This is a genomic window from Ruegeria sp. YKSF070 (assembly GCF_059612725.1).
On the sequence record NZ_JBXWRD010000042.1, the window covers coordinates 1 to 26,520 of the forward strand.

29 protein-coding genes and 1 pseudogene are annotated in these 26,520 nt (G+C 60.9%); 14 read left to right on the forward strand and 16 right to left on the reverse strand.

The genetic code is table 11. The features are described from left to right. The 9 genes and pseudogenes from AC2FL1_RS17825 to AC2FL1_RS17865 form a co-directional block, all read right to left on the reverse strand. Window positions 1-220: pseudogene (locus AC2FL1_RS17825) on the reverse strand (flagellar basal body-associated protein FliL); the annotation flags it as partial. A gap of 8 nt (window positions 221-228) precedes the next feature. Then, window positions 229-969 (reverse strand): flagellar basal body L-ring protein FlgH, encoded by a 741-nt coding sequence (gene flgH, locus AC2FL1_RS17830; RefSeq protein WP_496825252.1) that lies wholly within the window; start codon window positions 967-969, stop codon window positions 229-231. Further along, window positions 966-1,382 carry a flagellar basal body P-ring formation chaperone FlgA gene (flgA, locus tag AC2FL1_RS17835; protein ID WP_496825251.1) on the reverse strand — a complete coding sequence of 139 codons (417 nt, stop codon included), beginning with the start codon at window positions 1,380-1,382 and terminating at the stop codon, window positions 966-968. The genes flgH and flgA overlap by 4 nt, the downstream gene beginning before the upstream one ends. Beyond that, on the reverse strand, window positions 1,382-2,167 hold the full coding sequence (gene flgG, locus AC2FL1_RS17840; RefSeq protein WP_496877821.1) for a flagellar basal-body rod protein FlgG: 786 nt from the start codon (window positions 2,165-2,167) through the stop codon (window positions 1,382-1,384). Before flgG ends, flgA begins: the two co-directional genes overlap by 1 nt. A gap of 22 nt (window positions 2,168-2,189) precedes the next feature. Beyond that, on the reverse strand, window positions 2,190-2,903 hold the full coding sequence (locus tag AC2FL1_RS17845; protein ID WP_234139989.1) for a flagellar hook-basal body complex protein: 714 nt from the start codon (window positions 2,901-2,903) through the stop codon (window positions 2,190-2,192). Further along, window positions 2,903-3,175 carry a flagellar biosynthetic protein FliQ gene (locus tag AC2FL1_RS17850; protein ID WP_234139988.1) on the reverse strand — a complete coding sequence of 91 codons (273 nt, stop codon included), beginning with the start codon at window positions 3,173-3,175 and terminating at the stop codon, window positions 2,903-2,905. The genes AC2FL1_RS17845 and AC2FL1_RS17850 overlap by 1 nt, the downstream gene beginning before the upstream one ends. 3 nt (window positions 3,176-3,178) lie before the next feature. Next, entirely contained in the window at window positions 3,179-3,469 is a 291-nt protein-coding gene (fliE, locus tag AC2FL1_RS17855; RefSeq protein ID WP_234221773.1) for a flagellar hook-basal body complex protein FliE, read from the reverse strand. Between the two features lie 12 nt (window positions 3,470-3,481). After that, a complete protein-coding gene (gene flgC / locus AC2FL1_RS17860) occupies window positions 3,482-3,874 on the reverse strand; it encodes a flagellar basal body rod protein FlgC (protein WP_234139986.1) in 393 nt (130 codons plus the stop codon). A gap of 11 nt (window positions 3,875-3,885) precedes the next feature. Continuing rightward, complete coding sequence (locus AC2FL1_RS17865) at window positions 3,886-4,275, reverse strand: FlgB family protein (RefSeq protein WP_496825247.1); 390 nt, start codon at window positions 4,273-4,275, stop codon at window positions 3,886-3,888. An 87-nt stretch (window positions 4,276-4,362) separates the two neighbouring features. On the opposite strand from AC2FL1_RS17865, the gene AC2FL1_RS17870 reads away from it, so the two are divergent. Continuing rightward, window positions 4,363-5,700: a FliI/YscN family ATPase gene (locus tag AC2FL1_RS17870; protein WP_496877822.1), complete on the forward strand. Its 1,338-nt coding sequence runs from the start codon at window positions 4,363-4,365 to the stop codon at window positions 5,698-5,700. An 18-nt stretch (window positions 5,701-5,718) separates the two neighbouring features. Here the strand turns inward: AC2FL1_RS17870 and AC2FL1_RS17875 are convergent, their stop codons facing one another. The 3 genes from AC2FL1_RS17875 to AC2FL1_RS17885 form a co-directional block, all read right to left on the reverse strand. Next, window positions 5,719-7,236 (reverse strand): tripartite tricarboxylate transporter permease, encoded by a 1,518-nt coding sequence (locus AC2FL1_RS17875; protein ID WP_496877823.1) that lies wholly within the window; start codon window positions 7,234-7,236, stop codon window positions 5,719-5,721. A gap of 1 nt (window position 7,237) precedes the next feature. Further along, complete coding sequence (locus AC2FL1_RS17880) at window positions 7,238-7,732, reverse strand: tripartite tricarboxylate transporter TctB family protein (RefSeq protein WP_496877824.1); 495 nt, start codon at window positions 7,730-7,732, stop codon at window positions 7,238-7,240. Window positions 7,733-8,028: 296 nt separating this feature from the next. Continuing rightward, a complete protein-coding gene (locus AC2FL1_RS17885) occupies window positions 8,029-9,009 on the reverse strand; it encodes a tripartite tricarboxylate transporter substrate binding protein (protein ID WP_496825243.1) in 981 nt (326 codons plus the stop codon). A gap of 106 nt (window positions 9,010-9,115) precedes the next feature. Between AC2FL1_RS17885 and AC2FL1_RS17890 the strand changes: the two genes are divergently transcribed. The 8 genes from AC2FL1_RS17890 to AC2FL1_RS17925 all read left to right on the forward strand — a co-directional run bounded on the left by AC2FL1_RS17890 (window position 9,116) and on the right by AC2FL1_RS17925 (window position 18,088). Next, on the forward strand, window positions 9,116-9,781 hold the full coding sequence (locus AC2FL1_RS17890; RefSeq protein ID WP_496825242.1) for a response regulator transcription factor: 666 nt from the start codon (window positions 9,116-9,118) through the stop codon (window positions 9,779-9,781). Further along, a complete protein-coding gene (locus AC2FL1_RS17895; protein ID WP_496877825.1) occupies window positions 9,778-11,163 on the forward strand; it encodes a sensor histidine kinase in 1,386 nt (461 codons plus the stop codon). The genes AC2FL1_RS17890 and AC2FL1_RS17895 overlap by 4 nt, the downstream gene beginning before the upstream one ends. Further along, a complete protein-coding gene (locus tag AC2FL1_RS17900) occupies window positions 11,160-12,158 on the forward strand; it encodes an ABC transporter substrate-binding protein (RefSeq protein WP_496877826.1) in 999 nt (332 codons plus the stop codon). Before AC2FL1_RS17895 ends, AC2FL1_RS17900 begins: the two co-directional genes overlap by 4 nt. Window positions 12,159-12,256: 98 nt before the next feature. Then, window positions 12,257-13,093 carry a flagellar motor protein MotB gene (locus AC2FL1_RS17905; protein ID WP_496825239.1) on the forward strand — a complete coding sequence of 279 codons (837 nt, stop codon included), beginning with the start codon at window positions 12,257-12,259 and terminating at the stop codon, window positions 13,091-13,093. Between the two features lie 101 nt (window positions 13,094-13,194). Next, the gene (locus AC2FL1_RS17910) at window positions 13,195-14,490 is read left to right on the forward strand and encodes a flagellar hook protein FlgE (protein WP_234221792.1); all 1,296 of its coding nucleotides are present in this window, start codon (window positions 13,195-13,197) and stop codon (window positions 14,488-14,490) included. A 38-nt stretch (window positions 14,491-14,528) separates the two neighbouring features. Continuing rightward, window positions 14,529-15,980, forward strand: a complete 1,452-nt coding sequence (gene flgK, locus AC2FL1_RS17915; protein ID WP_496877827.1) for a flagellar hook-associated protein FlgK — start codon at window positions 14,529-14,531, stop codon at window positions 15,978-15,980. A 42-nt stretch (window positions 15,981-16,022) separates the two neighbouring features. Then, on the forward strand, window positions 16,023-16,991 hold the full coding sequence (locus AC2FL1_RS17920; RefSeq protein ID WP_496877828.1) for a flagellin family protein: 969 nt from the start codon (window positions 16,023-16,025) through the stop codon (window positions 16,989-16,991). Next, the gene (locus AC2FL1_RS17925; RefSeq protein WP_496877829.1) at window positions 16,988-18,088 is read left to right on the forward strand and encodes a flagellar basal body P-ring protein FlgI; all 1,101 of its coding nucleotides are present in this window, start codon (window positions 16,988-16,990) and stop codon (window positions 18,086-18,088) included. Before AC2FL1_RS17920 ends, AC2FL1_RS17925 begins: the two co-directional genes overlap by 4 nt. Before the next feature lie 163 nt (window positions 18,089-18,251). Here the strand turns inward: AC2FL1_RS17925 and fliP are convergent, their stop codons facing one another. The 4 genes from fliP to fliF are packed head-to-tail and all read right to left on the reverse strand — an operon-like array spanning window position 18,252 to window position 21,472. Next, window positions 18,252-18,995 carry a flagellar type III secretion system pore protein FliP gene (fliP, locus tag AC2FL1_RS17930; protein WP_496877830.1) on the reverse strand — a complete coding sequence of 248 codons (744 nt, stop codon included), beginning with the start codon at window positions 18,993-18,995 and terminating at the stop codon, window positions 18,252-18,254. Beyond that, on the reverse strand, window positions 18,992-19,276 hold the full coding sequence (locus tag AC2FL1_RS17935) for a FliM/FliN family flagellar motor switch protein (RefSeq protein ID WP_234144630.1): 285 nt from the start codon (window positions 19,274-19,276) through the stop codon (window positions 18,992-18,994). Before AC2FL1_RS17935 ends, fliP begins: the two co-directional genes overlap by 4 nt. Window position 19,277: 1 nt before the next feature. Next, complete coding sequence (locus AC2FL1_RS17940; protein ID WP_496825234.1) at window positions 19,278-19,868, reverse strand: ABC transporter ATP-binding protein; 591 nt, start codon at window positions 19,866-19,868, stop codon at window positions 19,278-19,280. After that, on the reverse strand, window positions 19,868-21,472 hold the full coding sequence (fliF, locus tag AC2FL1_RS17945) for a flagellar basal-body MS-ring/collar protein FliF (protein ID WP_496877831.1): 1,605 nt from the start codon (window positions 21,470-21,472) through the stop codon (window positions 19,868-19,870). The genes AC2FL1_RS17940 and fliF overlap by 1 nt, the downstream gene beginning before the upstream one ends. 118 nt (window positions 21,473-21,590) lie before the next feature. On the opposite strand from fliF, the gene AC2FL1_RS17950 reads away from it, so the two are divergent. The 5 genes from AC2FL1_RS17950 to AC2FL1_RS17970 all read left to right on the forward strand — a co-directional run bounded on the left by AC2FL1_RS17950 (window position 21,591) and on the right by AC2FL1_RS17970 (window position 26,283). Further along, window positions 21,591-22,097, forward strand: a complete 507-nt coding sequence (locus AC2FL1_RS17950) for a flagellar basal body-associated FliL family protein (RefSeq protein ID WP_496877832.1) — start codon at window positions 21,591-21,593, stop codon at window positions 22,095-22,097. A 9-nt stretch (window positions 22,098-22,106) separates the two neighbouring features. After that, a complete protein-coding gene (locus tag AC2FL1_RS17955; protein WP_496877833.1) occupies window positions 22,107-22,523 on the forward strand; it encodes a hypothetical protein in 417 nt (138 codons plus the stop codon). After that, the gene (locus AC2FL1_RS17960) at window positions 22,520-23,110 is read left to right on the forward strand and encodes a MotE family protein (RefSeq protein ID WP_496877834.1); all 591 of its coding nucleotides are present in this window, start codon (window positions 22,520-22,522) and stop codon (window positions 23,108-23,110) included. Before AC2FL1_RS17955 ends, AC2FL1_RS17960 begins: the two co-directional genes overlap by 4 nt. A gap of 63 nt (window positions 23,111-23,173) precedes the next feature. Further along, complete coding sequence (gene motA, locus AC2FL1_RS17965; RefSeq protein WP_496825229.1) at window positions 23,174-24,043, forward strand: flagellar motor stator protein MotA; 870 nt, start codon at window positions 23,174-23,176, stop codon at window positions 24,041-24,043. Beyond that, window positions 24,043-26,283 carry a hypothetical protein gene (locus tag AC2FL1_RS17970; RefSeq protein WP_496877835.1) on the forward strand — a complete coding sequence of 747 codons (2,241 nt, stop codon included), beginning with the start codon at window positions 24,043-24,045 and terminating at the stop codon, window positions 26,281-26,283. Before motA ends, AC2FL1_RS17970 begins: the two co-directional genes overlap by 1 nt. Window positions 26,284-26,520: the final 237 nt, after the last annotated feature.

Genomic DNA, 26,520 nt, shown 5'->3' on the forward strand with positions numbered 1-26,520 from the left:
ATTCATTGCCCGAATCCTCGGCCCCGTGACCGTCGGATGGCTTTGGCTTGGCGTGATCGTCGGATTTGACCTTGGATGGGTTTTCTTTGACGTGGTTACTGGCCTGTTCGCTTGCCTGCGCGGCGTCCTGCGACGGTTTGGGGCCAAGGAACATCCCGGCGCCGACCCCGGCGCCAAGGCCCACAACAAGGAAAAGGATCGGAAGCAGTTTTCCCAACATGGCCGGCCTCAGAACGGCAGGACCATGTCCAGCACCTGCTGGCCATAGCGCGGTTGCTGCACATCGGTGATCTGGCCGCGACCACCATAAGACACTCGCGCCGAGGCGATCTTGTCATATGTTATCTCATTCTGGCGCGAGATATCCTCGGGTCGCACATAGCCAGAAACCAGAAGCTCGCGCAGTTCGAAATTCACCCGCAGCTCCTGCGAACCGGTAATCGACAGGACGCCGTTGGGCAGGACGTCCACCACGGTCGCGGCCACGCGCAGCGTCAGCTTCTCCTTGCGTTTCACCGAGCCCTTGCCGCCCGAGGCGCTGGTGGAATCCAACGCGACGGCGTTGCTCATCGACGCGCCTTCGGGGAGTTTCTCGTCGATCCGCTGCGGCAGGCCCAAAAGATGCGGCACTCCCAGACTTTCCGAACCCGAACGCGACCGGTTGGTGTCGTTCGAGATCTCGGCCTTTTCGTCGATTTCGATGACCACGGTCAGAATGTCGCCCTTCTTCATTGCCCGCTGATCGCCCAGCAGCGAGTTCTGGCCGCCGCTCCACAGCGACGCGCGATCGACCGAGCGTTGCGGCTGGGTGTGGAGTGGCAGGCCGGGCCAGAGCATGGCCACATGCTCGGGCGACTCGGTGTTCGGGGTAAAGCTGGGCGCCTTGCCCAGGTGATCGGCGCGGCCACAGGCCGACAGCACCACCAGCGCGGCAATCAGGGTTTTGGGGGAAGGACATTTCTGCATCATTTTACCTCGATGGAGCCATTGGGCCGAATCTGGCCGGAAACGGTGGTGCGGGATGTCAGGTTCATCACCCGGATGACATCTCCAGCCGCACCGCGACCCAGCGCGCGACCTTCGGTAGTGATGACCAGCGGGCCATTGTCGAAAAAGAGCGTCACCAGATCATTGCGGTCGACGATGGCGGGAGGGCCAACATCGTTGTACCGGATCGGCCGCCCGGGATAGAGCGCGACCCGTGCCTCTTGCCCGACCACCTCGGCGGGGTCGGTGAAGCTGCCTGGGACCTCGGCGGATTTCAGCATCAGATCCTCGGCGCCGATGATCTCCTTAGCGCGGATGGTGCGGGTGGGCACCAGCACCTCGGCTGCTGCCGTCTGCGCCAGGACAAGGGCGAGGATCGGGCCAAGATACCGCATCAACGTACCTGCGTGGTGGCGCTCATCATCTGGTCCACCGCTGAGATGACCTTGGCATTCATTTCATAGCCGCGCTGCGCCTCGATCAGTTCGGTCACCTCGCGCACCGCGTCGACCGAACTGTCCTCCAGATATCCCTGGCGCAGGGTGCCCAGCCCGTCCTCGCCCGGATTGCCGGTGATCGGCGCGCCCGAGGCCTCGGTTTCCTTGAACAGGTTGCTGCCGATCGCCTCCAGCCCCTTGGCGTTGGTGAAGCCGGCCAGCGTGACCTGGCCCAGCAGCTGGCCCTCGGCGGCATCGTCGAAATAGGCATAGACCTCTCCCGCCGCGTTGATCGAGATCGACCGCGCATCGCTGGGAATGGTGATCTGGGGCACCACCGACAGTCCATCCGAGGTAACGATCAACCCCTCGGCCGAGCGTTTCAGCGACCCGTCGCGGGTAAAGGCCGATTGGCCCGAGGGCAGCGTCACCTCGAAATAGCCGCGTCCCTCGATGGCCAGGTCCAGATCGTTGCCGGTGGCCGACAAAGCGCCTTGTTCCAGATGGACGGTGACCGCAGCCGGGCGCACGCCGAGACCCAGTTGCACCCCTGTGGGCAGAACCGTGCCGTCGGCGGCGTTCACCGTTCCCGCACGCGCGATCTGCTGGTAATGCAGGTCGGCAAACTCGGCACGGCGGGCGTTGTAGCCGGTGGTGTTCATGTTGGCGAGGTTGTTCGAGATGGTCTCGACCCGCATCTGCTGGGCGGACATGCCGGTGGCGGCGATTTTCAGGGCGCGCATTCTGGGGCTCCTTGGTTTGGGATCAGCGCAACAGGCTGTTCACGGCGTTGCGGATGCGTTCGTCTTCGGACTGGAGAAAGCTCTGGCCCAACTCATAGGCGCGCTGCACTTCGACCAGCCGGGCGACCTGGTCGATTGCATTGACATTTGATCCTTCGAGGAACCCTTGCATGATGCTGGCGCCTTCGATCGGTTCAGTTCCGTCATCGGCACGGAAGAACACGCCGCCCTCTCGGATCAGCCCATGCGGGTCGATTGGCTTGAACAGGCCGATCTGACCCAGCAAGCGCCCGCCGCCGCTGATCGTGCCATCGGGGCCGATACGGACACCGTCGATATCCGGGGGCACAAAGACGGGTGCGCCATTGGCATCCATCAGCCGATAGCCATCGACATTGACCAGATCGCCCTGAGCGTTCGGGGTAAAGCTGCCAGCGCGGGTCAGCCGTTCGCCGCCCGGGGTTTCGAGCATGAAGAACCCCTCGCCGTCGATGGCCAGATCGAAATCACCGCCGGTCTGGGTCAGCACTCCCTGTTCCTGCGAGGTGTTGCGCACCTGACCGCGCGCCATGGACAGCGACGAGGTTCCAAGTCCGCCGCGGACGAATTCGGAAAACACCAGCCCCTGCTGGCGATAACCCGAGGTGGCGGCATTTGCGATATTGTTGGCCACGACGCGGGTTTCGTTCAAAAGCCCGGATTGTCGCGACAGTATGGCATAGCTGGGCGTTTCCATCAGACACCTCCCGAAATCAGCGGAATGAGGGTTGTGGTGAAATAGTTGATCAGCGTCTGGGTCATGAAGCCCATCGAGATCCAGAACACGATCACGATGGCGGCCAGTTTCGGAACAAAGGTCAGCGTCATTTCCTGGATCGAGGTCAGGGCCTGGAACAGACCCACCGCCAGACCGGCGATCAACGCCACCGACAGGATCGGAACCGAGGTGATTACCGCGATCCACAGCCCCTGTCTGACCGTGTCATAGAACAGGCCTTCGCTCATCATGGCTCAGACCGGCATCCGAAGGATTTCCTGATAGGCCTCGACCACCTTGTTGCGGACGGTGACGGCGGTTTCGACCGCCAGTTCCGACTGCGCCAATGCCTGCACAAGCGCATGCGGGTCGGCCTTGCCGATCATCGCCGATTGGGCCAGGTCTTCGCTGTGCTGCAGGGTGGCGGCAAAATCCTGGAAGGTGCCGCGCAGGCCCTGGGCGGCGCTGTCGTCCTTGGGGTCCGCCTGGGTGGCGGGGCGGGCCGAGGCATATGCCTGGGCTGCGGAGAGGCTGCGGATATCCATTCTGGCTGTCCTTTATTTGCGGAGAAGTTCCATCAGGCTTGCGGACATCTGCCGCGCCTGGTCGAAAAGCTTGAGGTTCGCTTCGTAGCTGCGCTGTGCCTCGCGGGCGTCGGCGATCTCGATCATCAGGTCGACATTCGACCCCTTGTAGTGGCCGGTCTCATCGGCCAGCGGGTGTGAGGGGTCAAAGATGTCGGGCAATTGCCGCCGGTCGAGTTTGACCCGGCCAGTGGTGACACGCTCGACCCCGTCGTCACGGCCGCGCTCTACCTCGAAAGGGACCGTCTTGCGGCGGTATCCCGGCGTGTCGGCGTTCGAGATGTTTTCGGACACATGGCGCAGGCGGGTGGCCTGGGCGCGCAGGGCGCTGGCGGTCACCGAGAGGGATTTGGAAAATTCGCTCATCTCAGCCTCCCTCATCCACGACCCAGGCCGACGCGCAGCATGTTCATCGAGGATTTGTAGATGGCGAGCGCGCGGTCATGCTGACGCTTGACCTCGACCGCCTTGAGCATCTGCTCCTCGACGCTGACATTGTTGCGGTTCGGGTCGCCCGGACCGTCGGTTTCGAAAGGTGTCCAGCTGGTGGTCGAGGCCGCGGTGCCATTCAGATGGCCCGCCCGACTGGCCTGCATGGCGGTCCCGGCGCTCTCGCGAGCAAAGGTTTCAGCAAAGGGGGCGATATCGCGTTCGCGGTATCCGGGCGTATCGGCATTGGCCATGTTCTGGGCGATCACGGCCTGCCGTGTGCCTGCATGTGTTGCCATGGCGTACGCCATCTTAAAGACGTTCAAGTCCGAGAACATCGGGGCTTCTCCCTCGATCAATTTCAATCAAGGCTTAACCCCGATTCGTTTAGAAACCGTTTTCAGGAAATTGTTGGAGTTATCCCGATGACGGTCCCGGACCCCCTCGCCCTGAAAGCCGAGTTCGACAGTCTCAGCCTGGTTCGACATGTCGGGCGCGTGACCGGCGTGGCAGGGGGTGTGATTCAGATTCAGGGACTCGCCAATCAGGCGCAGATCGGTGACCGGGTTGAATTGAAACGTAATTTTGGCCCGTCGCTAGGGGGAGAGGTGTTGCAGGTCGAAGGCAGTACGATCAACATGCTGCCCGATACCGCCCCCGAGGGCGTGTCGCTGGGAAATCGCGTGGTGCTTCATCCGATGCCGGGATTCGCGCCCGGGCGCCACTGGCTGGGGCGGGTGGTCGATCCATTCGGGCGGCCACTGGACGGGCGCCCCCTGATGCGGGGGGCCAAAGCGCGCGACCTGATGCGGCCACCGCCGCCTGCCGTGCAGCGCAAACCCTTGGGTCAGCGGATGGCGACCGGGCTTTGTGCACTGAACACTTTGTTGCCCATTGTATGTGGCCAGCGGGTTGGTCTTTTTGCCGGGTCGGGGGTTGGCAAATCCAGCCTGCTCGCCACGCTGGCCAAGTCGATGCAGGCGGATGCGGTTGTGGTCGCGCTGATCGGGGAACGGGGGCGCGAGGTCAACGAGTTCGTGGCCAAGGCGCTGGGCCCCGAGGGGCTGGCGCGCTCGGTCATCGTCGCGGCCACTTCGGATCAGTCCGCATTGGTTCGCCGCCGCTGCGCCTGGGCCGCAATGACTGTGGCCGAGAGCTTGCGCGACGAGGGGTTGAGTGTTCTCTACCTGGCGGACTCGATCACCCGTTTCGCCGAGGCGCATCGCGAGATTTCCGCCGCCATGGGCGAGGCCCCGGCGCTCAGGGGTTATCCGCCTTCGGTCACACCGTTGATCACCGGCCTGTGTGAACGCGCCGGTCGGGGGACCGAGAAACAGGGCGATATCACAGGTGTTTTCAGTGTGTTGGTGGCAGGGTCGGACATGGACGAACCGGTCGCCGATATCCTGCGCGGTGTTCTGGACGGCCATATCGTTTTGAACCGAGAGATCGCCGAACGTGGTCGCTTTCCCGCCATCGACATCAGCCGTTCGGTCTCGCGCAGCTTGCCGGACGCGGCTACGCCCGAGCAGAACGCACTGATCGGCGAGGCGCGGCGCCTGATCAGTGCTTACGAGCAATCCGAGGTGATGATCAAGGCGGGGTTGTATACAGAGGGGGCAGACCCGTTACTGGACCAGGCGGTACGGATCTGGCCCGAACTGGATGCGTTTCTGGCCCGACCCGACTCTCAGGGGATCGAGAACAGTTTCTCACGTCTGCAGCTGGTGCTGCGCCGTGCCAGATCCGGCCCCCGCCACTAGACGCGGGCCGGGGTCGTGTCAGTCGGCGTCGGCCACACCCTCGGCGCGCAGCCGCGCGCGGCGGGCGCGATAGCTGGGCAGCAGTACCAGGATCACCGCCAGCGCCAGGAGCCCCATGGTCATTGGTCGTTCCAGGATAAAGCCCAACCCGTCATAGAGCTGCATGGCGCGGGCAAAGTTGTTCTCAAGCATCGACCCAAGGATGAAACCGATGAGCAGCGGTGCCAGTGGGTAGTCTGCAAATCGCAGCACCGTGGCGCAGACGCCGAGCCCCACCAGGATCAAGAGTTCGGTGGCGTTGTTCTGACCGATATACGCCCCCATCAGGGTAAAGAACAGGATGAACGGGATCAGGAAGGTCCGCGGAACCGTGAGGATCTTGGCGATATAGGGGATCAGCGGCAGGTTCAGGATCAACAGGATCAGGTTGCCCAGGTACATTGAAATGATGACTGCCCAGAAGATCTGTGGATCGTCCACCATCAGGCGCGGTCCGGGCGTGACGTTCAGCGCGATCAATGCGCCGAGGAGAATCGCGGTGGTCCCCGACCCTGGAATGCCCAGGGTGAGAAGCGGAACGAAGGATCCGGTGCAGGCGGCGTTATTGGCGCTTTCGGGTGCGGCCAATCCCTTGAGCGACCCCTTGCCGAACTCCGCCTGCTCGGCTTTGGGGGCAATGTTACGTTCGACCGCGTAACCCAGGAAACTGGCGATTGTCGCGCCTGCGCCGGGCAGAACACCAATCAGGAAACCCTGCACCGATTGCCGCCCGATCACTGGCGCGATGGATCTCGCCTCGGCCCTTGTGATGCGCAGGTCCTTGATCGCCTTGCCATCACCTCCCTGGTTGGACCGCGAGGGATCGAGCACGAGATAAAGCGCCTCGGGCAGGGCGAACATCGCCATAGCCAGCGTGATGAACCCAAACCCGGATTGCAGATCCATCACTCCCATGGTGAAGCGCGGCATATTGAAAAGCGCGCCCTCGCCCACAGTGGCCATGATCAGACCGAGAAGCGTCATCAACAGCGCCTTGCCGACCTGTCCTGATCCGGCGAAGGCCGCGATGGCTGACAGACCCACCACCATCAGTGCGAAATACTCGGCCGAATGGAAGAGCAGCGCGACCGAGGCCAGCGCGGGTGCGAAAACCATCAGCAGGATCGCCCCGATGGTGCCGCCGCAAAAACTGGCGATCGCGGCCACTGTCAGCGCCTTGCCAGCCTTACCCTGCCGCGCCAGGGGATAGCCGTCGAAACTGGTCGCAACGGTCGAGGCAACGCCAGGCGCATTGATCAGGATCGACGATGTGGACCCGCCGAAGATCGCGCCATAGTAGACGCCCGCCAGCAGGATCAGCGCTGCAGACGGATCGCCAATGGTGATCGCGACCGGGATCATGATGGCGATGATCGACATCGGACCAAGCCCAGGCAGCATGCCAATGAATGTTCCGATCAGACAGCCACCGATGACCATCAGAATATTTGTGAGCGAAAAGGCTGTCGCCAGCCCGATCATCAGACCTTCGAGCATATCAGCCTCCGTTTGCCATGAATGCGGGCCAGGGACTGAGGAAGATCCCCAGCACCACCTGAACCAGATACCAGACCAGCCCGGCGGCAATCGCAGCCACCGGCAGCAGGATGTAAAGCCGCCGTTCACCAAGGATCAGCGAGCCAGTTGTCAGAAAGGCGAGGGTTGAAAGCAGAAACCCAAAGGGCCGCAACAGCAACGCATAGGCCACCATGAGTACAAGCAGCATGAGCGCTTGGCCAAGTTTGTACTCGGTCAACCGACGATAATTGATCTCCATCGGTTTTGGTTCAGCCGCGCCCTTTTCGAGACCCAGGAGAACAGTCAGCGCAGTCAGAACAGCAAGAACTGACAGGATCTTGGGAAAGGTGCTTGGCCAGATCGGGTTGCGTTTCATGAACGGGGGGAGACCCGCATCCATGGTGAAAAAGGCGGCATAGCCATAGGCCAGGCAGATCATGAGGATGACCAGTGCGATCCATCGGTCAAGTGCCATGGGTGTCTCCGGGTCGGTCGTGTTGAAGGTGGATGGGGGCACTGCCCCCGCCGCCCTGGCGGGCGACTCTCCTGGGATATTTTCGGCAAGATGAAGGACGATGTTAACCTTGTTTCCCTAGGTTTGGATCACGGTACAGGCTGGGAAGCCGATGACCGTGCAAGGGGAAGGTTATGCTTCTTCTGTGGAGGGGAGGGCCGGTCGCTCGCCCCTTCCTCTTGCTTCAAATATCCCGGGAGCGCGAGGGTGGAACCCTCGCACATCACAGACGAGCGCGGCGTAGCCGCACCTTTGGATTAGAGAAAACCCAGCTTGCGCATCAGATCCCCGATCTGCTGTTCCTGTTTTTCCAGGAAGGCACGGAAATCGTCACCGCTGTTATGGATGTTGACCCAACCGTTGCGGGCGCGCACGGCTTCCCACTCGGGAGTGTCGTACATCTTGGCAATCGCGTCCTGATAGGCGGCAAGCCGGTCCTCGGGTAGGCCGGGCGCGCCAAAGAATCCACGCCAGTTCACAAAACTCGTGTCGATCCCCTGTTCCTTCATCGTCGGGGCGTCGGGATAGGCGGCGACCCGATCATCCGAGGTGACGCCGATGATCTTGACCTCGCCCGCATTCGCCAGATCCACCGCTTCGGAGAAGCCGGTGCTGAGCCCGGCGATCTCTCCCGAGAGGAGCGCCGCCATCGCCTTGCCGCCGGCGTCATAGGGGATGTATTTCACCGCCAGCGCGTCCTTGCCAGCGGCCTCCATGACCATAGCGGCGACCAGATGGTCCATGCCGCCTGGAACCGAACCACCACCAATGGCGGTACCACCCGGGTCGGCGTCAAAAGCGGCGAGAAGGTCGTTCATCGAGTTCACTGGGCTGTCCTTGCTCACCACGATGGCGGCATAGTCGCCGATGGTTCCGGCGACCAGGGTCAGGTCACGGAAGTTCTGTGGGAAGACTCCGGTCAGCGAGCGGATGATGATCGGGGTCGAGTTGACCATCAGCGTGCCGTGGTTCGAGGCGGCGTTTTCGATCAGGTAGCCAATCGCCTTGCCGCCGCCGCCGCCGGACATGTTTTCATAACTGGCGGTGCCTACGAGGCCCGCTGCGGTCAGTGCCTCGCCGGTGCCGCGTGCGGTGCCGTCCCAACCGCCGCCGGCGCCGCCGGGGACGAGGAAATGGATGCTGTCGACCACCGGTTCGGCCATGGCCGGCGTGGAAAAGGCAAATGCCGCCGATGCGGCGGCCATCATGACCCGGCGGGTCAGGTTCAGTTTCGTCATTGTGTCCTCCCGTTTGACAAAGCGGGTTTCGCTTGCCCATGTGAAAGGAAAGCCATGTAAAGCTGACACCAACCTGTCGCATCCGGTTGAAGAGGAGAGGTACCCCATGCGGTTCCTGTTGGTCGAAGACAATCTGAGCCTTGCTGCGGCTATCCTGGATCGGCTGCGCCTGGACGGGCATGTGGTAGATCATGCAGAGAATATCTCGGTTGCCGAAGAGTTTGTGGTAACGGCAGATTACGATTTGATTTTGCTGGATATTATGTTGCCCGATGGGGATGGTCGTACCTTTCTCAAGACGCAGCGCGATCATCTCAGCGAGACCCCGGTCATCGTTCTGACCGCGCGATCCGAGGTGTCCGACCGGGTCGGTGTTCTGGACCTCGGCGCCGATGATTATCTGACCAAACCCTTCGACTTTGCCGAGCTGGAGGCACGCTGCCGGGCGGTTCTGCGGCGGCGCGGAGGGCGTCCATCGAACCAGAAACGAATCGGGGCGCTGATCTTTGATCCACTGTCGGGTGTTCTGGAAGTAGCTGGCGTCGATGTGCCCCTGCGGAACAAGGAATTGCGGCTGTTGGAGATCTTTCTGGCCGCTCCGGATCAGATTTTCTCCAAGGCACGATTGGTGGACCGGCTGTTTTCTTACGACGAGGAAGTGTCCGAGAATGCGATCGAGGTCTATGTGGCCCGGCTGCGCAAGAAGATCACCGGTTCGGGTGTCGAGATTCAAACGGTGCGCGGGTTGGGGTACCGGATGCGGACGCAATGAGTGACAGTTTGCGCATCAGCGGTTCAATCCGGCGGCGGCTGACGATACAGCTGGTCGGCAGCGCGGCGGTGCTGGCGGCGCTGCTGTTTCTGATCGTGCAAACCTTTACCCGTGATCTGGCGGAGGAGACGCATGACCGGATCCTGCTGGCCTCGGCCACCTCGATCATGGACGCAATCTCGGTGCGGGCGGGAGAGGTGACCGTAGACCTTCCCTATGCTGCGTTGTCGATGCTAAGCAATGTCAGCGATGATAGGGTGTTCTATCGGGTCATGCTGGGGGTCGAAACACTGACCGGTTATGACGATCTGCCCGTACCCGAACCCGGGTCACGAGAAACCGGAGCAAGGTTCGAGACGCTGGTCTACAAAGGCGAAACCGTGCGGATGGCGACGACGGTACGCTGGCTGTCGCGCAACGGGGTTTCCACACCCCTTATCATCTCTGTGGCGCAGACCCGGACTGGACAGACCGAACGGTTGGCGGCCTTGACCCGGACCGCATTGTTGCTGGGGGCGGGCTTCTTTGCCGTGGCGGTTCTCTTGGCGGTCTGGACGGCGCAATCCTCGATCCGGCCGCTTCGGCAACTGGCGGGCATGGTGTCGCGTCGGGGGCCAACCGATCTGCGCCCGGTCACGCGCCCGGTTCCGGCCGAAATGGCGCCACTGGTCCGATCCCTCAACAGCTTTATAGACCGGTTGGGCCTGTCTCTCTCGCGGTCCGAGGATTTCATTGCCGAAGCGGCGCACCGGGTGCGGACTCCGCTGGCAACGGTGCGGACCCAGGCAGAGAATACCCTGCACCGGATCGAGCGACCGGAAAACCGGACTGCACTGCGCGAGATGATCCGTGCCATCGACGAAAGCTCTCGCGCGGCGGGGCAACTGCTGGATCATGCTATGGTCAGCTTTCGCACTGACAGTCTTGAGCGCAAACCATTCGATCTGGCCGAGCTGACTGCCGAACTGGTGAACCGGTTGCGGCCAGTCGCCGACCTGAAGGATATCGATCTGGAACTCGAGATGACGGGCGCGCATGCCATGGCAGGTGACCCGATCCTTGTGCAGAACGCGGTACGCAACCTCTTGGACAACGCGATCAAATATGCACCCGAGGAAACCCGTATCACGGTATCGGTTCGGGGTGATGCGACGGCTCATATCCTGTGCATCCGCGATGCGGCAGGTGGGTTTCCCGAGGATGAGATGGGTAGCCTGACTGAACGTTTTGTAAGAGGCCGCAATGCCGAGGGTACGGTCGGGTCCGGTTTGGGCCTGACGATTGCCCGCGAGGTGGCCGAGGCGCATGGGGGGTGGCTGGAAATCGCCAACACAAAGGATGGAGCCGGCGCATGCGTCTGTCTGCACTTTCCCTCTGCTTGACCCTTTGGGCGGCTGTCGTCTGTGCTTTCGAGGTCGAGGAACAAGCGCGTTTCGGTCCTGCCGAGGCACGCGTTCTGCGCATCCTGTCAACGACTGATATCGATATCCTGCGCCCGCTGATCGATAGTTTTTTGCGGAGCCGTACAGGGGTCGCGGTCGATTATACCGCAGCCAGCAGCGCTCAGGTGATGCAGGCCATCGTTGCAGAGAATGCACGGTTCGACCTTGTCCTGTCCTCGGCGATGGATTTGCAGATAAAGCTGGCCAATGATGGGTTTACCCGACCTCATCGTTCGGCCTGGACGCCGCTTGTCCCGGATTGGGGCAATTGGCGCGATCATGTCTTTGCCTTTTCGCAGGAAACGGCCTCGGTCGTTCTGTCTCGCGCGGCCTTCGCCGGTGAAGAGCCGCCGCGAACCCGTCAGGACCTGATTGACCTGCTCAGACGCGACCCGGACCGGTTTCAGGGCCGGGTTGGCACCTATGACGTTACAGTCAGCGGTCTGGGATATCTGTTCGCGACCCAGGATGCACGAACAGCCGAGAGTTACTGGCGGCTGATGGAGGTTCTGGGCGGCTTGCAGGTCAGGCTGTATTGCTGTTCTGGTGAAATGATCGAGGCGGTGGCCGAGGGCCGCATCGACCTGGCCTATAACGTGTTGGGCAGCTACGCGCGGGCACGCACCGATTTGGCCGAGCGTATTCTTGTGGTCGAGCCCGAAGAATACACAAACATGATGATGCGCACGGCGGTCATCCTTGGCGAGGCGGCCGAGCCCGATCTTGCCGGTGCATTTGTCGACCACCTGATTGCGGCGGCGTGGTCCGACCCGCCTGCGCCGGACTATCCTTTTCTGGACCCGCCCGAGACCGCTCGCCCGGTTGGGGCGTCTCTGCGTCCAATTGCGTTGGGGCCCGGATTGCTGGTGTTTCTGGATCGGCTCAAGCGGCAGCGGTTCTTGGAGGAATGGCGTAACGCGGTTCAGCAACAGTGATCGCCGTGGGCGTGATAACCCGACAATCTTATATGTTATGCCTCTGTTAACGCCTCGCCTGATATCCCTGATTTCGGGTGATAAGGAAGGTGGTGGAGATGGGTGCGCATTCCAATGCGGCGCCGATCATCATCAAGAAAAAGAAATCGGGTGGTGGCGACGGTCACCACGGTGGCGCGTGGAAGGTGGCCTATGCCGACTTCGTAACCGCCATGATGGCTTTTTTCATGTTGATGTGGCTGCTGAACGCAACGACGGAAAAACAACGCAAGGGTCTGGCCGACTATTTCTCGGATTCGATACCGATCAACCCGGTGTCGGGGGGCGGCGACGGATCCTTTGGCGGTGACAGCATGTTCTCGGAAAACGTAATGGTTACGACGGGAACCGGCGGCGTCAATCGCAGGCGGGCCGATGCCAACCGGTCGCGCGGGTCGACCGGGGTCGACCGGCAGGGCGGCGAAGGCCAGCCGCTGGAAGAGTTCAGGACGCTGGAGGCCGCCTTGCAGGGGCGGGGGGGCGAGAGCCTGGTGTCCGAACAGCTGCGCAAGCATATCGTGACCCGCGTGACCGATGAGGGGCTGATCGTCGAACTGATCTCGACTGACGAATCGCCGCTGTTCGATACCGGGACGGACCGACCCACCCAGTTGATGAAGGACCTTGCCAAGGTAGTGGTACGCGCGTCGGAGCTGGTTTCCAACGGCATTGCCCTGGGTGGGCATATCCGGGCGCATCCGGTGGTTCTGGCGCGAAACCCCGCCTGGGAACTGTCCACCGCGCGGGCCGAACGGACACGGGTGCTGTTTGAGGGCTTGGGGATGAAAGAGGAACGTATTCAACGTGTTACCGGGCATGCAGACCGCAAGCTGACAGACAAGAACCCGATGGCCGCGCGAAATGATCGGATCGAGGTCGTCTTTCTGCGCAGTTGAGAGGGTCTAGATAAGAGGAATTTTAGCTGTTAGCGCGCTGTTAAGCGGTCGGGCGTTACCTGTTGCATCAGTTTTACGTGATGCAGCAGAAAGGCGTATCCATGACCATTTCATCTTCGCTCAACGCCGGGGTTGCGGCGTTGTCCGCAAATGCCAACCGTCTGGCGTCGATCTCGGACAATATCGCGAATTCGTCCACCTACGGATACAAGCGGGTTGAAACGGATTTCCACGCCATGGTGAATGCCGGTGGACGTGGCAAATATACTGCGGGTGGGGTGCGCACGACCACACAGCGCCTGATAGATCAACGTGGTTCGCTGGTTTCCACATCGAATTCGACCGACCTTGCGGTGCGCGGGCGTGGCATGCTGCCGGTCATGCGCAGCTCGCAACTGGCCTTGCCTCAGCAGGATATGCTGCTGGCAACCACCGGGTCGTTCCGTACCGATGACGAAGGCTATCTTAAATCCGAGGCGGGTCTGGTCCTTATGGGATGGCGGGCCAATCCCGATGGTTCGATACCGAACCTGCCACGCGATACTTCGGACGGTCTGGAGCCAGTGCAGTTGAGCGTCAATCAGCTGTCCGGTGCCCCCACGACCGAGATGGTGCTGCGGATGAACCTGCCGGCCACCGCGACCGAAGCAGGCTCCGCCGGTGATACACAGCCGTTGTCGGTGGAGTATTTCGACAACCTCGGCAAATCCGAGAACGTGCAGATCGAGCTTGTACCGACGGTACCGGCGACCGGTGTCAGCAACGAGTGGACGATGATTCTCAGGGATACCGCGTCGGGTGGTGCCATCGTCGGCGAATATACCCTTACATTCTCCAGCGCCCGGACCGATGGCGGTACGCTGGCCTCGGTGACGGCAACGACGGGTGGCGCATATGACCCAGCCTCCGGATCGGTGGTGGTCAATGTGGCTGGCGGCCCGATGGAGATCAACATCGGGCAGCTGGGTGCAACGGACGGCATCACGCAACTGTCCGATACATTCGCCCCGGTCTCGATCACCAAGGACGGAACGGCCGTTGGAACGATGAGCCGGGTTGAGGTGGATGAGAACGGTTATGTCTACGCGTTTTTCGACAACGGGGTGAGCCGCCGTGTCTTCCAGATCCCTCTGGTGGACATGCCCAACCCGAACGGCCTGGTGGCGCTGGACAGCCAGACCTATGAGCCCTCCCGCGAAAGCGGCACCTATTTCCTGTGGGATGCCGGTGACGGTCCGACAGGCGACCTGGTTTCGTTTGCCCGCGAGGAATCAACCACCGACGTGGCGACGGAACTGACCGCGATGATCCAGACCCAACGGGCCTATTCGTCGAGTGCGAAAGTGATCCAGACGGTCGACGAGATGTTGCAGGAGACCACCAACATCAAACGGTAATCCGCTTTTAGCCTGCACCCTGATCAAGGAGACCTGTAATGACCATCTCGGCCGCCCTCAATTCGGCTCTCAGTGGGCTGACCGCCGCAAGCCGCGCAACGGGGGTCGCGACGGACAATATCGCAAATGCACTGACACCCGGGTATGCCCGGCGCTCTCTGGAAGTGACCGGAAACACCGTAGGCGGGGCAGGGGTCCGGATTGTCGGGGTAACCCGCCAAGCGGACCCGGTCCTGATCGCCAACCGGCGCGGCGCCGATGCGGCCCAGGGTTATTCCGATACACTGTCTGCCTTTCACAACCGCCTGTCGCAGTTGGTGGGCGGGGTCGACGATCCGCGTTCGGTGCCAAATCTGATCGCCGAGTTTGAAAGCAGCCTGATCGCGGCAGCCAGCAATCCTGGGGCCCAGACCCGGCTGGATGCGGCTGCCACCGCGGCCTCTGATCTGGCACAGGCATTGAACGCAGCATCCGATGGGCTGCGCAGCGCGCGCAATGATGCGGATCGCAGCATCGGCCAGCAGGTCGACCGGCTCAACACGGTGCTTCAGAACATCGAAACCCTGAATGGGCGCATCCAGTCGGTCAAACTGTCTGGGGGGGACACCGCCTCCCTTCTCGATCAACGGCAGACGTTGATTGATGAAGCAAACACGATCGTGCCGATCAACGTGGTTGCCCGCGACCATGGCAGTGTGGCCCTGTTTACCGATGGGGGCGCGATCCTGCTGGACGGTCCGGCCGCACAATTCAGTTTTACCGCAACCACCCAGACCATGCCGCATATGACTGTGGATAACGGGTTGTTGTCCGGGCTGGAGCTGAACGGGACACCGTTGCGCATCAGCGGCTCTGGTTCTGCAATTCGGGGCGGGACGCTGGCTGCGGCCTTCGAGATTCGAGACTCGCTTGCGGTCGAAGCACAAAAAGACCTCGACATGGTTGCGCGCGATCTGGTGGAACGGTTTGAGGCGCCAACACTCGACCCGACCATCGCACCAACCGACCCCGGTCTGTTCACCGACAATGGCGTCCGGTTCTCTGCTGGGGCGCAAATCGGTCTGGCGGGCAGGTTTGAGTTGAATGCAATTGTCGATCCGAAGCAGGGCGGCCAAAGTTGGCGATTGCGCGACGGGTTGGGTGCGCTTGTTCCGGGGGCTCCTGGAAACGCAACACAGATCAATGCGTTTCACGAGGCACTGACGATTGGGCGTACGCCGCCGGATACCCGGTTTGGGACCGGCGCGATGAGCGCGTCGGGGGTGGGCGCGGCATTGCTGTCCCGGGTGGAGCAAAGTCAAAGCCTTGCAGCCGAACGGTTGGCCTTTGCGTCGGCCAGCCAGACCGAAATGCAGAGGCTGGAACTGGAGCAGGGCGTCGATACCGATGCCGAATTGCAGATGCTGATGCAGCTTGAACAGGCCTTTGCCGCAAACGCGCGCGTCATCGAAACGGTCGGCGACATGATGGATACTTTGTTGAGGTTGTAAGCTATGGCTATGAATTCACTGGGAGACTTGGCACAAAACTTGATGCTGCGAAGCTACGGAACCCGTATCCGCAACGAAGTAAACACCCTGACCCGCGAGCTGAGCACAGGCGAGGTCTCCGACATTTCCGGCCGGCTTCGAGGGGACTATTCGCATCTCGCAGATATGGATCGATCCTTGCGGCGCCTCTCGGCCCTTTCGACAGCAAATGCCGAGTCCAAGCTGATGGCATCTGCCAGCCAGACAAGCCTTGGCACCGTGGAAGAAACTGCCAGCGACCTGTCCGAGGCGCTGTTGGCGGTCTCGATTTCCAACCAGGCGGTCAGCCATGCCCAGGCGGGTGTCAAGGCGCATGGGGCGCTGGGCACGATGATCTCGGCCCTGAATACCTCTGTCGGCGGGCGCAGCTTGTTTGCCGGGATTGCGACCGATCAGGCGCCGCTGGCCTCTGCTGACACGCTTCTGTCCGAATTGCGAACGGCTCTGTCCGGTTTGTCCACGCCAACTGACATCCTGCAGGCGGCGCAAGACTGGTTCGACGATCCGGCAGGTTTCGTCGCAACGGTCTACGAGGGGGCGGATCAATCTTTTGCACCAATCCAGGTGTCCGAGGATACGCAGGTCGCACTGAACCGGCGCGCCGACGATCCGGCCTTTCGCGATGCGTTGCGGCTGGCATCGGTTGCTGCATTGGCCGAGGATCCAACACTCGGTTTGTCCGCTGACACCAAGACCGCACTGTTCAAGCAGGTCGGCGTTGACCTTCTGGGCGCGCGTGATGGTATCGTCACGCTCCAGGCAGAAACCGGTGATGCCGAGGCCAGGATCGAAAAGGCCGCGATCCGAAACGGCGCTGCCAAGAGTGGCCTTGAGCTTGCTCGTGGTGAGCTTGTGGGCGCTGATCCCTATGAAACCGCAATTCGACTGGAGGCTGTGCAGTTCCAGCTTGAGAGCCTCTATACAACCACCGTGCGCAACTCGCGCCTTTCATTGGTGAATTTTCTGAGATGACCGTGATCCGCTTGCTTGTGTGTTTCCTTCTTCTTCCCAGCTTTGTTCAGGCGGGGGCGGTTCGTCTGAAAGATCTTGTGGAATTCGATGGGGTCAGGGGGAACGATCTGGTCGGATATGGTTTGGTGGTGGGGCTGAACGGTACGGGCGACGGGTTGCGCAACGCCCCGTTTACCGAAGAGATCATGTCGAACATTCTCGAACGTCTGGGTGTCAATGTGACTGGCGAGGAGTTTCGGCCAAAGAATGTCGCAGCGGTCTTCGTCACAGCTTCGCTGCCGCCCTTCGCAAGGGTCGGCAGTCAGATTGATATAACGGTATCGGCGATTGGCGATTCAAAAAGCCTGCTTGGGGGAACACTGATCATGACGCCGCTGAATGCGGCTGATGGGCAAATCTATGCTGTTGCTCAGGGAACGGTGCTGGCCGGGGGTGCCTCGGCCGAAGGTCAGGCAGCCTCGGTCGTGCAAGGCGTACCGACCTCCGGGGTGATCCCGGCGGGCGCTCGGGTCGAGCGCGAGATCGACTTTGATCTCGGGTCGTTGACCCAACTGCGCCTGGCACTGCGTGAGCCGGATTTCACCACCGCCGGTCGGATCGAGGCAGCAGTGAATTCCGCGTTCAATGGACGGGTCGCGGTGATGCGGGATTCAGGCACTGTCGAACTGGACATTCTGGCCACGCAGGCGAGGTCGCCCGCGCATGCGATTGGGCGGATCGAGAACATTCTCGTCGAGCCGGAGCGAAAGGCGCGGGTGGTGGTTGATCAGCGCTCGGGCACCATCGTGATGGGGGCGGAGGTACGTATTTCGCGCGTTGCTGTCTCGCAAGGCAGCCTGACCTTGCGGGTCGAGGAAGCGCCGATTGCTGTTCAACCCAACCCGTTTGCCGAAGGTGACACCGTGGTCGTCCCCAGAACCACGGCTGAGATCGAGCAGGAACCCGGTATCAAACTGGCCGAGGTGCCCGAAAGCGCCTCTCTTTCCGATGTGGTCGCGGGTCTCAACGCGCTGGGCGTTTCGCCGCGCGACATGATCGACATTCTGAAAACCATCAAGGCGGCGGGTGCATTGCACGCGGAATTCGTTGTGCGCTGAACACTGTTCGGGATCGAGGCGGCCGACCCTTGTGATATGGGTCGGCGGTTTTTGGTCATTGCAGCGGTGTAACGTGCACCAAGGGCGCGAGACGCGAGGCAAGAGGGCAAAAGGATACCCGCCTGAGGGCGGGTATCCTGGGCTTGCAGCTTTTGTCTCGTTCTTACGGCATGTAGCTGCGAACCAGGGCGCTGGCGATAAGTGACCAGCCATCCGCCAGAACAAAGAAGGCCAGCTTGAAAGGGAGCGAAACAGTCGCGGGCGGCACCATCATCATGCCCATCGACATCAGAACGGCGGCGACGACCAGGTCGATGATCAGAAACGGCAGAAATACCAGGAAGCCGATCTGAAATGCGCGCGCGATTTCCGACAGCATGAACGAGGGGATCAGGACCGAGAGTGGAGCTTCGGGAGTCGCGGTCATTTCCGCGCCGTCGGGGCGCAGATCGGCCATTGCAAAGAAGGTGTCTGCGTCGAGCCTTGCTGCCATGAATGCCTTGAAAGGGGCGATTGCCTGTTCCAAGGCCGGCTCCAACGCGAGTTCCTCGGCCATCATCGGCGCGATCCCCGAAGTCCATGCCTCGGTAAAGACCGGCTCCATCACGAAATAAGTCAGGAACAGTGCGAGGCTGACGATAAGCATGTTGGGGGGAGATTGCTGCAATCCGATCCCCTGACGAAGGATCGCAAGAACCGTGACCAGAAACGGGAAACAGGTGATCATGATGGCCAGCCCGGGTGCCAGGCTGAGCACGGTGATCAGAAGGATAAGCTGGATGGTACGGGCGGAGACCGACCCGCCCTCACCCAGAGAAAGGGAAAGGTCCTGCGCCGCTGCCGGCTGAGAGAGCAACAGACCCGCCAGCAGGATACAGAATGCAAGGCCAGGAGCGGTACGCCTCATCCCAGGTCGCTTGCCAAATCTGAGATTTCGGTCAGTCGGACTGCCAACTGCCCCGCTTGTTCCCCGGTCAGTTCTTCGAGTTGACCCCGCGCGACCAGCCGGTCCCCGACATAGAGATCGACCGGGTCCTCGACGCGTTTATCGAGGGTCAGCACGGCATTTTCTCCAAGTCCGACCAGGTCGCGGATCAGCGGTCTTGCGCGCCCAACCGAAACGGTGATTTCGATCGGTACCGAGTTGAAAGGGTTCTTTGCCTCGATCGGTTTTTGCGGGTCGCTCATGTCACGATACCTCTTTGGCCTGGTGCAGGAAGGAGTCCATCGCTTCGCCGATGGAGTTCAGCAGGGCCGAACAATTGATGTCCCGCTCGGCGGTGCCGATGCGCAGACAGGCTTGACCAGCCGGAAGCGATGATTCCTCGACTAGTTGGACGGGGAAGGAGAATTCTTGGGAAAGGATGGGTTTGAGGGCAGAGCTGACACCGGCGGGAACGATCAGCAGGGCCGGTTGCGAAACCTGCTCGCGTGCCATGGATTTGAGTTGTTCGACGATGTGATGCGTATAGCTCCGTTCCAGCGTTTCGGGCAGAACCGTGCCGATCAGGCTCTCGAACATCGGTTCGAGGGATTGGGTCATCTGGCCTAGCGCCTCATGGTAGGTAAAGGAGAGATCTTCCAGGTTGCGGGCGAGGGTGGCGTTCAATTGACCTTGTTGTTCGGACCGGGCCGAAACCGCATCGTCCCATCCGGCGGAATAGCCCTGCTCGAAAGCTGAGAGACGGACCTCTTCCAGTGTGTCCTCGTCCATCAGGCGGACGCGGCTGGGGTCCATGAGGTTGATCTCGAAATCCTCTAGCAGATGCGCGATGGTCATCAGGCTTTCTCCTCGTTTTCTTCCAACCAGCTGCGCAGGATCTCGACGGTTTCTTCCTGCTTGTCACCGATCATGGCACGCAAACGATCAACCGGTGTTGCGCCGCCATTGGCGAGTGCGGGAACCGCGCCCCGTTTCGGCGAAGCGGTACCCGGAAGTTGGGCGGTGCCGGGCGATCCGTCCTCGATCTCGCCGGTCAGTGCCGGGATGCTGGCCTGCGGGGTGCCACCACCCGGAGGCGGGGCCACTTGCAGCAGGTTCGGGGAAGCCGCGGGCCTGGTCAGGATCGGCCGTACGACGAAGAGCCCCAGAACGATCGTGACCAAAGCCAGGGTCGCCATCTGGATCAGCGACATCATGTCAAAAGCCAACCCTTTCAGCATCGAACTGCTGGCCAGTGTCCCCTGAGGCTCGAGGTTCGGCAGCTCCATGGACTTCAAGGTGATGATGTCACCACGGGCCTGATCGAATCCAACAGCCGATTCGACCAGTTCGCGCAGCGCGTTCAGTTCTTCTTCAGGGCGTGGGGTGAACCGGTTGCCTCCATCCTCTTCGGTTGCGGGCAGGCCATTGACCAGAACCGCTACACTCAGCCGTTTGATGGCGCCGGGGGTGCGCAGGATTTCCGTTTCGGTTTCCGAGACCTCATAGTTCACCCGTTCGCGCGTTGCGCTGGTGCTGGAGTTCGATTCATCTCCGACCGCTCCGTCACCATCCGGCAGGTTGGAGGCCACGGTGACATCAGAGGTTTGATTCTTCGATGCGTCAGACCTTTCCTCGACATCGGTGCTGATCGCGACACGACCATTGGGATCGAATCGGCGCTCGCGGATCGATTCCGTCTCGGTCACCGTATCGAGACTGACCTCGACAATAGCGTTGCCGCGGCCAACTCGCGCCTCGACCAGGCGCAAGACCCGTTCGCGCATCAGCTGGGCCCGGTCTTCGGAGGTGCTCGATGTCGCGGCCTCGGGGGTGCCGATCACATTTCCATTGGAATCGATTACTGTAACGCCCTCGGCAACCATACCCGAAACCGCCGAGGCGACCAGATAGCGAATCGCGTTGGCCTGGGCGGGCGAGATCTCCGAGCCCGAGGGAACGATCGAAACCGAGGCGGTCGGTTCGATGCTGCGCTGAAACGGGTTGGACGAGCTGTTGGCGATATGCACGCGGGCCTGCGCAACATGAGGGCTGGCCACGATGGTGCGGGCCAGTTCGCCCTCCTTGGCGCGCCAGTACGCGGCATCGAACATCTGGGACGTGGTGCCGAATCCGCTCAGCGAATCGAGCAGTTCGTAACCGCGTCCGCCGTTGGCAGGTAGCCCCTCGGATGCCAGCGTCAGGCGTAATTCATCACGCCGAGCGGCAGGTACATAGATCGATCCGCCGCGTACCTCATAAGGTACGCCCTGCTGCTCAAGCGATCGAACGACTTCGCCCGCCGAACCGCTCTCCAACCCCGCAAAGAGTAATTGCATGTTCGGTGACCCGGCCATTCTGGTCAGACCCAGCACCCCCAGAAACACCGCGATGACAGCGCCAATGACGATGAACTGTCGCTTCTTGTCCAAACTTGCCCAGACATTTCTTATCTGCTGCACGTCTACCTCCGTCTCGCCGACCTTCTGCGCGGCGTACTCTCTGTTTCTCCGATTGGCCTTAACAATCGGTTAGTTCCTGCCGGGCTATTACGGTGGTTGAACCAAACACGAGGACGGCATGACGGACGCAACCGCCGAGGAGGTCGAACCGGAAAAGAAATCGGGCAAGAAGGGCCTGGTCGTTGGGCTCGTTCTGGCTCTTGTCGGGGCAGGTGGTGGCTATTTTGCGACAATCTCCGGCCTGATTCCGCTGGGCACAAAGCCAGCTGATGACCATGCTTTGGCGACCGGGGATCATGGGGCCGCCGCACCGGTTGCCCTGCCCGATGTAGCATATGTCGACTTGCAACCGATCATGGTTTCGTTGCTGGGCGAGGGTGACCTACGACATTTGAGATTTCATGCCCAACTTGAAGTGCCCGAGCAATACCGCGCCGATGTCGAGAAAATCAGACCGCGAATTGTCGACGTGCTGAATGGGTATCTGCGCGCCATCGAGATCGGTGATCTAAATGATCCGTTGGCCCTGACTCGCCTGCGCGGACACATGCAGCGCCGCATCAACATCGTCGCGGGCGAAGGGCGGGTCAAAGATGTTCTCGTGATGGAATTCGTGCTGAACTAGGAGAGAGCCTTGGAACTGATTGCGGATATTCTTCTGGTCGCTGGCGCCCTGGGCGCCGGGCTTTACTGCTTTGTGCTTGGTCGTCGACTGAAACGCTTCAACGATCTGGAGAAAGGCGTTGGTGGTGCGGTTGCGGTGCTGTCGTCTCAGGTTGACGAACTGAACAGAACACTGGCCGCAGCGCGCGACGCCTCGGACAGTTCAGGCGCCGCGCTGGGAGAACTGACCGGGCGTGCCGAAGCGGTTGCGAATCGGTTGGAACTGATGATGGCGTCGATGCATGATGTTGCACCCCCTGCTGCCGCAGCACCTCCCGAAGTTGTAAGGCAGGAACCCAAGCAACCCCTTGCCGAGAAGGCGAAACCAGCGCCTGCCGGTGTCATGTTCATGCGCCATGACCGGGGCAACAATGGGGCGGCGTCATGAAGGTAAAGAAATCCCGAACCACGACTCGGGGTGGCGCCTTGCTGCTGATTTCGGTCCTGATGATCGGTTCCGCACTTATCCGGATCGGGCTTGAGGCAGGACCAGCGCTAGCGCGGGAGGGAGGTACGGAGTCCATGCAAGACGTTGCGGATACGCAATCCCGCAGCACTCCGGTCGAGGCTGATCTGCATGCCCTTCTTGCGACGCTGCGACAACGGGAGGCGGACCTAAACCAGCGCGAGTCGGCCGTAATGGAACGGATGCGCGCGCTGGAAATCGCCGAGGTTGCGATCAACCGCAAGTTGGCGGACTTGACCCAGGCAGAAGAGGCGCTGCGCGAAACAGTAGCTGCGGCAAGTGTTGCCGCCGAGAGCGATCTCAGCCGGCTGACCGAAGTCTACGAAAAGATGAAGCCCAAGGAATCGGCAGCATTGTTCGAAGAAATGGATGCCACATTTGCTGCCGGGTTCCTCGCCCGTATGCGGCCCGAAGCGGCGGCGGATATCATGGCCGGCCTCAGCCCAAAGGTGGCTTATACGATCAGCGTCGTTCTGGCGGGTCGAAATGCCAATGTGCCGACCGAATGACAACCGGAAATTAGGAAACTCCTGCTTGAATCATGCCTCAACCGGACAGAGCGGAGCGTGGAAATGATCGGCATTCTTGGTATCGTTGTGATCTTTGCAATGGTCTTTGGCGGCTATCTGGCTGCCGGCGGCAAAATGACGATCATTCTCAAATCGCTCCCCTTCGAGATGATGATGATCGGAGGGGCGGCGACGGGCGCCTTTCTCATTTCCAACGACATGGGCGGTGTGAAACACACGCTAAAGGACGTCGGAAAGGTATTCAAAGGGCCAAAGTGGAAGCCCGAAGATTATCGTGATCTGCTCTGTCTGCTGTTTTCGCTTATCCGTATCGCGCGGCAGAATCCGGTTGAAGTCGAACAACATGTCGAGGACCCGGCGAACTCGCCATTGTTCTCGAAATACCCGCGCATCCAGGCCGACCACGAGGCCGTTGACCTGATCTGCGACACGATGAGATCGGCGTCGATGAACTATGACGATCCGCATCAGGTTGAGGAAGTTCTTGAAAAACGGATGGAGGCTAACCTTCATCACGCGATGCATTCCAGTCACGCACTCCAGACCGTCGCGGACGGACTGCCGGCTTTGGGCATCGTCGCGGCCGTGTTGGGCGTGATCAAGACCATGGGTTCGATCGACCAGCCCCCCGAGGTCTTGGGGCGGCTGATCGGTGGCGCGCTGGTCGGGACGTTTCTCGGGGTGTTTCTCGCCTATGGTCTCGTTGGCCCCTTTGCCGCCAAGGTCAAGGCGGTCGTTGAGGAGGACAATCACTTCTACCTGCTGATCAAGGAGGTACTTGTCGCCAACCTGCACAATCACAACGCGGCCATGTGTATCGAGGTCGGGCGGCAGAACACGCCGTCTCATATACGCCCGGGGTTCTCCGATCTGGAACAGGCGTTGAAAGATCTCAAACAGGACGTGGCCTGATGGCAAGGGTGTTGTCGGCTCTGCTGTTTCTTGTTGCGGTCATGCCGGCTCATGCAGCCGAGATCGATGTGCGTTCAGGAGAGCATGGAGATTTCACGCGGTTGGTTCTACGCATTCCAGAAAAGACCGGATGGAAGCTGGAAAACGATGACAGATTGGCGAAATTGACCGTCGAATTGCCCGAGTTGAAATTCTCTTTCGACACAGTTTTCGATCGTGTGCCACGCAAACGTCTGAATGAACTGCGCCAATCGCAAATCGGTGCCCCGCTTGAGCTCTCGTTTGCATGTGATTGCGAAGCGCGGGCTTTTGTTCAATCGGGCGCATTGCTTGTCGTCGACATTCGGGATCGGCCCGTCAGTAAACAGAAGGTCGCGCTGCCATTGCGAATGGGCCGCGAGCCAAGTCAGTCGGCGAAAGAGGAAGAGCAACTCGTTAAGGATCGACTGGTCGAGGATAGAGGGGAAGACGCCGCTCAGTTGCCCAAATCAAGCGGTGTTCTTCGAAGTTCGGTCGCGCAGCAGCTGGCGCCGTCATTCATTCCATCGGGATTGGGGGGGCGGACCGTTGAAAACAGGCTCTATTCCCGGATCATGCGCGGCGTCGATCAAGAGGTGCTGACACTTAACCCGCCGGAGGTAAACGGGGCGGACGAAGCGAGCGCGAAAGCGCAGGCCGAGTTGGCGGAAACCTTGGCATCGGGCCTGGGCTTGCCGAACTTGCGTGTCACTACTGTCGTGGATCGCGATTTGCGGGTCTCGCAAGAAGTCCCCACTATTCAACCGGCCGTTCAACGGTGCATCGCAGAGAGGCGTCTGGTTGTCGAAGATTGGGCGGATGAGACTCCTTTCGCGACACAATTTGCCAGCTTGAGAGAGAGGCTCTTTGGTGAGTTCGACAAGATCGATGCTCAAGTTGCCTTGTCGCTTGTCCGACTCTACATCCATTTCGGATTTGGAGACGAGGCCAGGGCCAGTCTGGGCTTGCTGCCCACCTCTTCTTCGGACCATACGCTGCTCGCGGCACTTGCCGCCGCGATTGATGGACGGGCCGCCCCGCAACCGAACCCGCTCGCCGGCCTTCAAGGGTGTGACACTGCTGCGTCGCTCTGGTCGGTTTTGAGCGAACGGCGTGCACCAGAAAACACCGATACCAATGCGGTTTTACGCAGTTATGGACGCCTTCCTGCGCATCTGAGGGCGTATCTGGGGCCTGTTCTGGGCGAATACCTTGCCGAGGCAGGTTTCGTGGACGCCGCCCGGCATCTGGTACGCGCGGTCGAGCGAGGTGATGAGGCGGACAAACCTTCGGTCGCGGTTGTCGAAGCAAAGATAGCAGGATTGCAGAGCAATCCGGCGATCGAGGAGCAGAAACTGACCGAGGTGATCGAGGATGCTTCGGCCTCGACCCACGCACCACGAGCGATGATTGCATTGATCGAGAAACGATGGTCCGAGGGAGGGTCCGTCACCCACAAGGAGTTGCTGCTGGTGGACTCCTTTCAGCGGGAATACCGAACCTCCGAGATCGGCCCGCAATTGCAGACCGCCTATGTGATTGCGCTCGCGCTTTCGGCGCAGTTTGATGCGGCGATGGGGGTTCTGCTGACGCCCGGACAGGAGCGTGAGGGAGCGGTATGGCAGGACACTGTCGATCGTATCCTGCAACGGATTACGACACATGCCGACGACATCACCTTCTTGCGTCACGTCGCCATGCTGGACGGCGACCCTTTTCTTGCTTTGCGAACGGGAACCGCAAATTCCGCTGCCTTGCGCCTGAATGAACTGGGTTTCTTCGAAGATGCCTTGCGTTTTGCGGATCGGCCGCAGGACCAAAAGAGCCGCGAGGCTCGCGCGGAGATCATCGCGCGAGCCACATTGGGAGCCGGACGTCCACATCGCGCGCTGTTGGAGCTCGAAGCCGTAAGCGGGGTCGAAGCCGAGCGTTTGCGTGCCGAGGCGATGCGCGCGTCAGGTGCTTTGGAGCAGGCGGCTGAAGCACTGGTGCGGGCAGGCGATCTCGATACTGCAAGCCGATATGTCTGGCTTGCTGGGGCGGAGTCACCCTTGTCCGGGGCTGAAGAGACCCGCTTCGGTGAGATTCATCTGCTGGGCCAGGCATTGCTGAGAAATCCGGACCCAACTGAGGAAACACCCCTCGCAGCCGCGCGCAGTCTTGTCGAGGGTAGCGCCCAGGTCAGGGACCAGATCGAGACCTTGCTGGGCCGTTTGCAGTGACTCGCCGAAACCACTGTGCGCACATCGAGAGACATCAGGCGATGGGCGATTTGATTGCAGTCTGATCGGGGGCAAACGGTTTACAGGGTAAACCGTTTGCCGGACATCCCGGAAAGGATGAGGGAGAAGATTGAAACAGGCACCTTTCATGGTTGGTCGTCCTGGTCCTGGCTGACTGGTATTCTGCCAAATCTGAATGGTCTGAACTCGGTTCCGTTGATCGACGCTGAGGTGTTC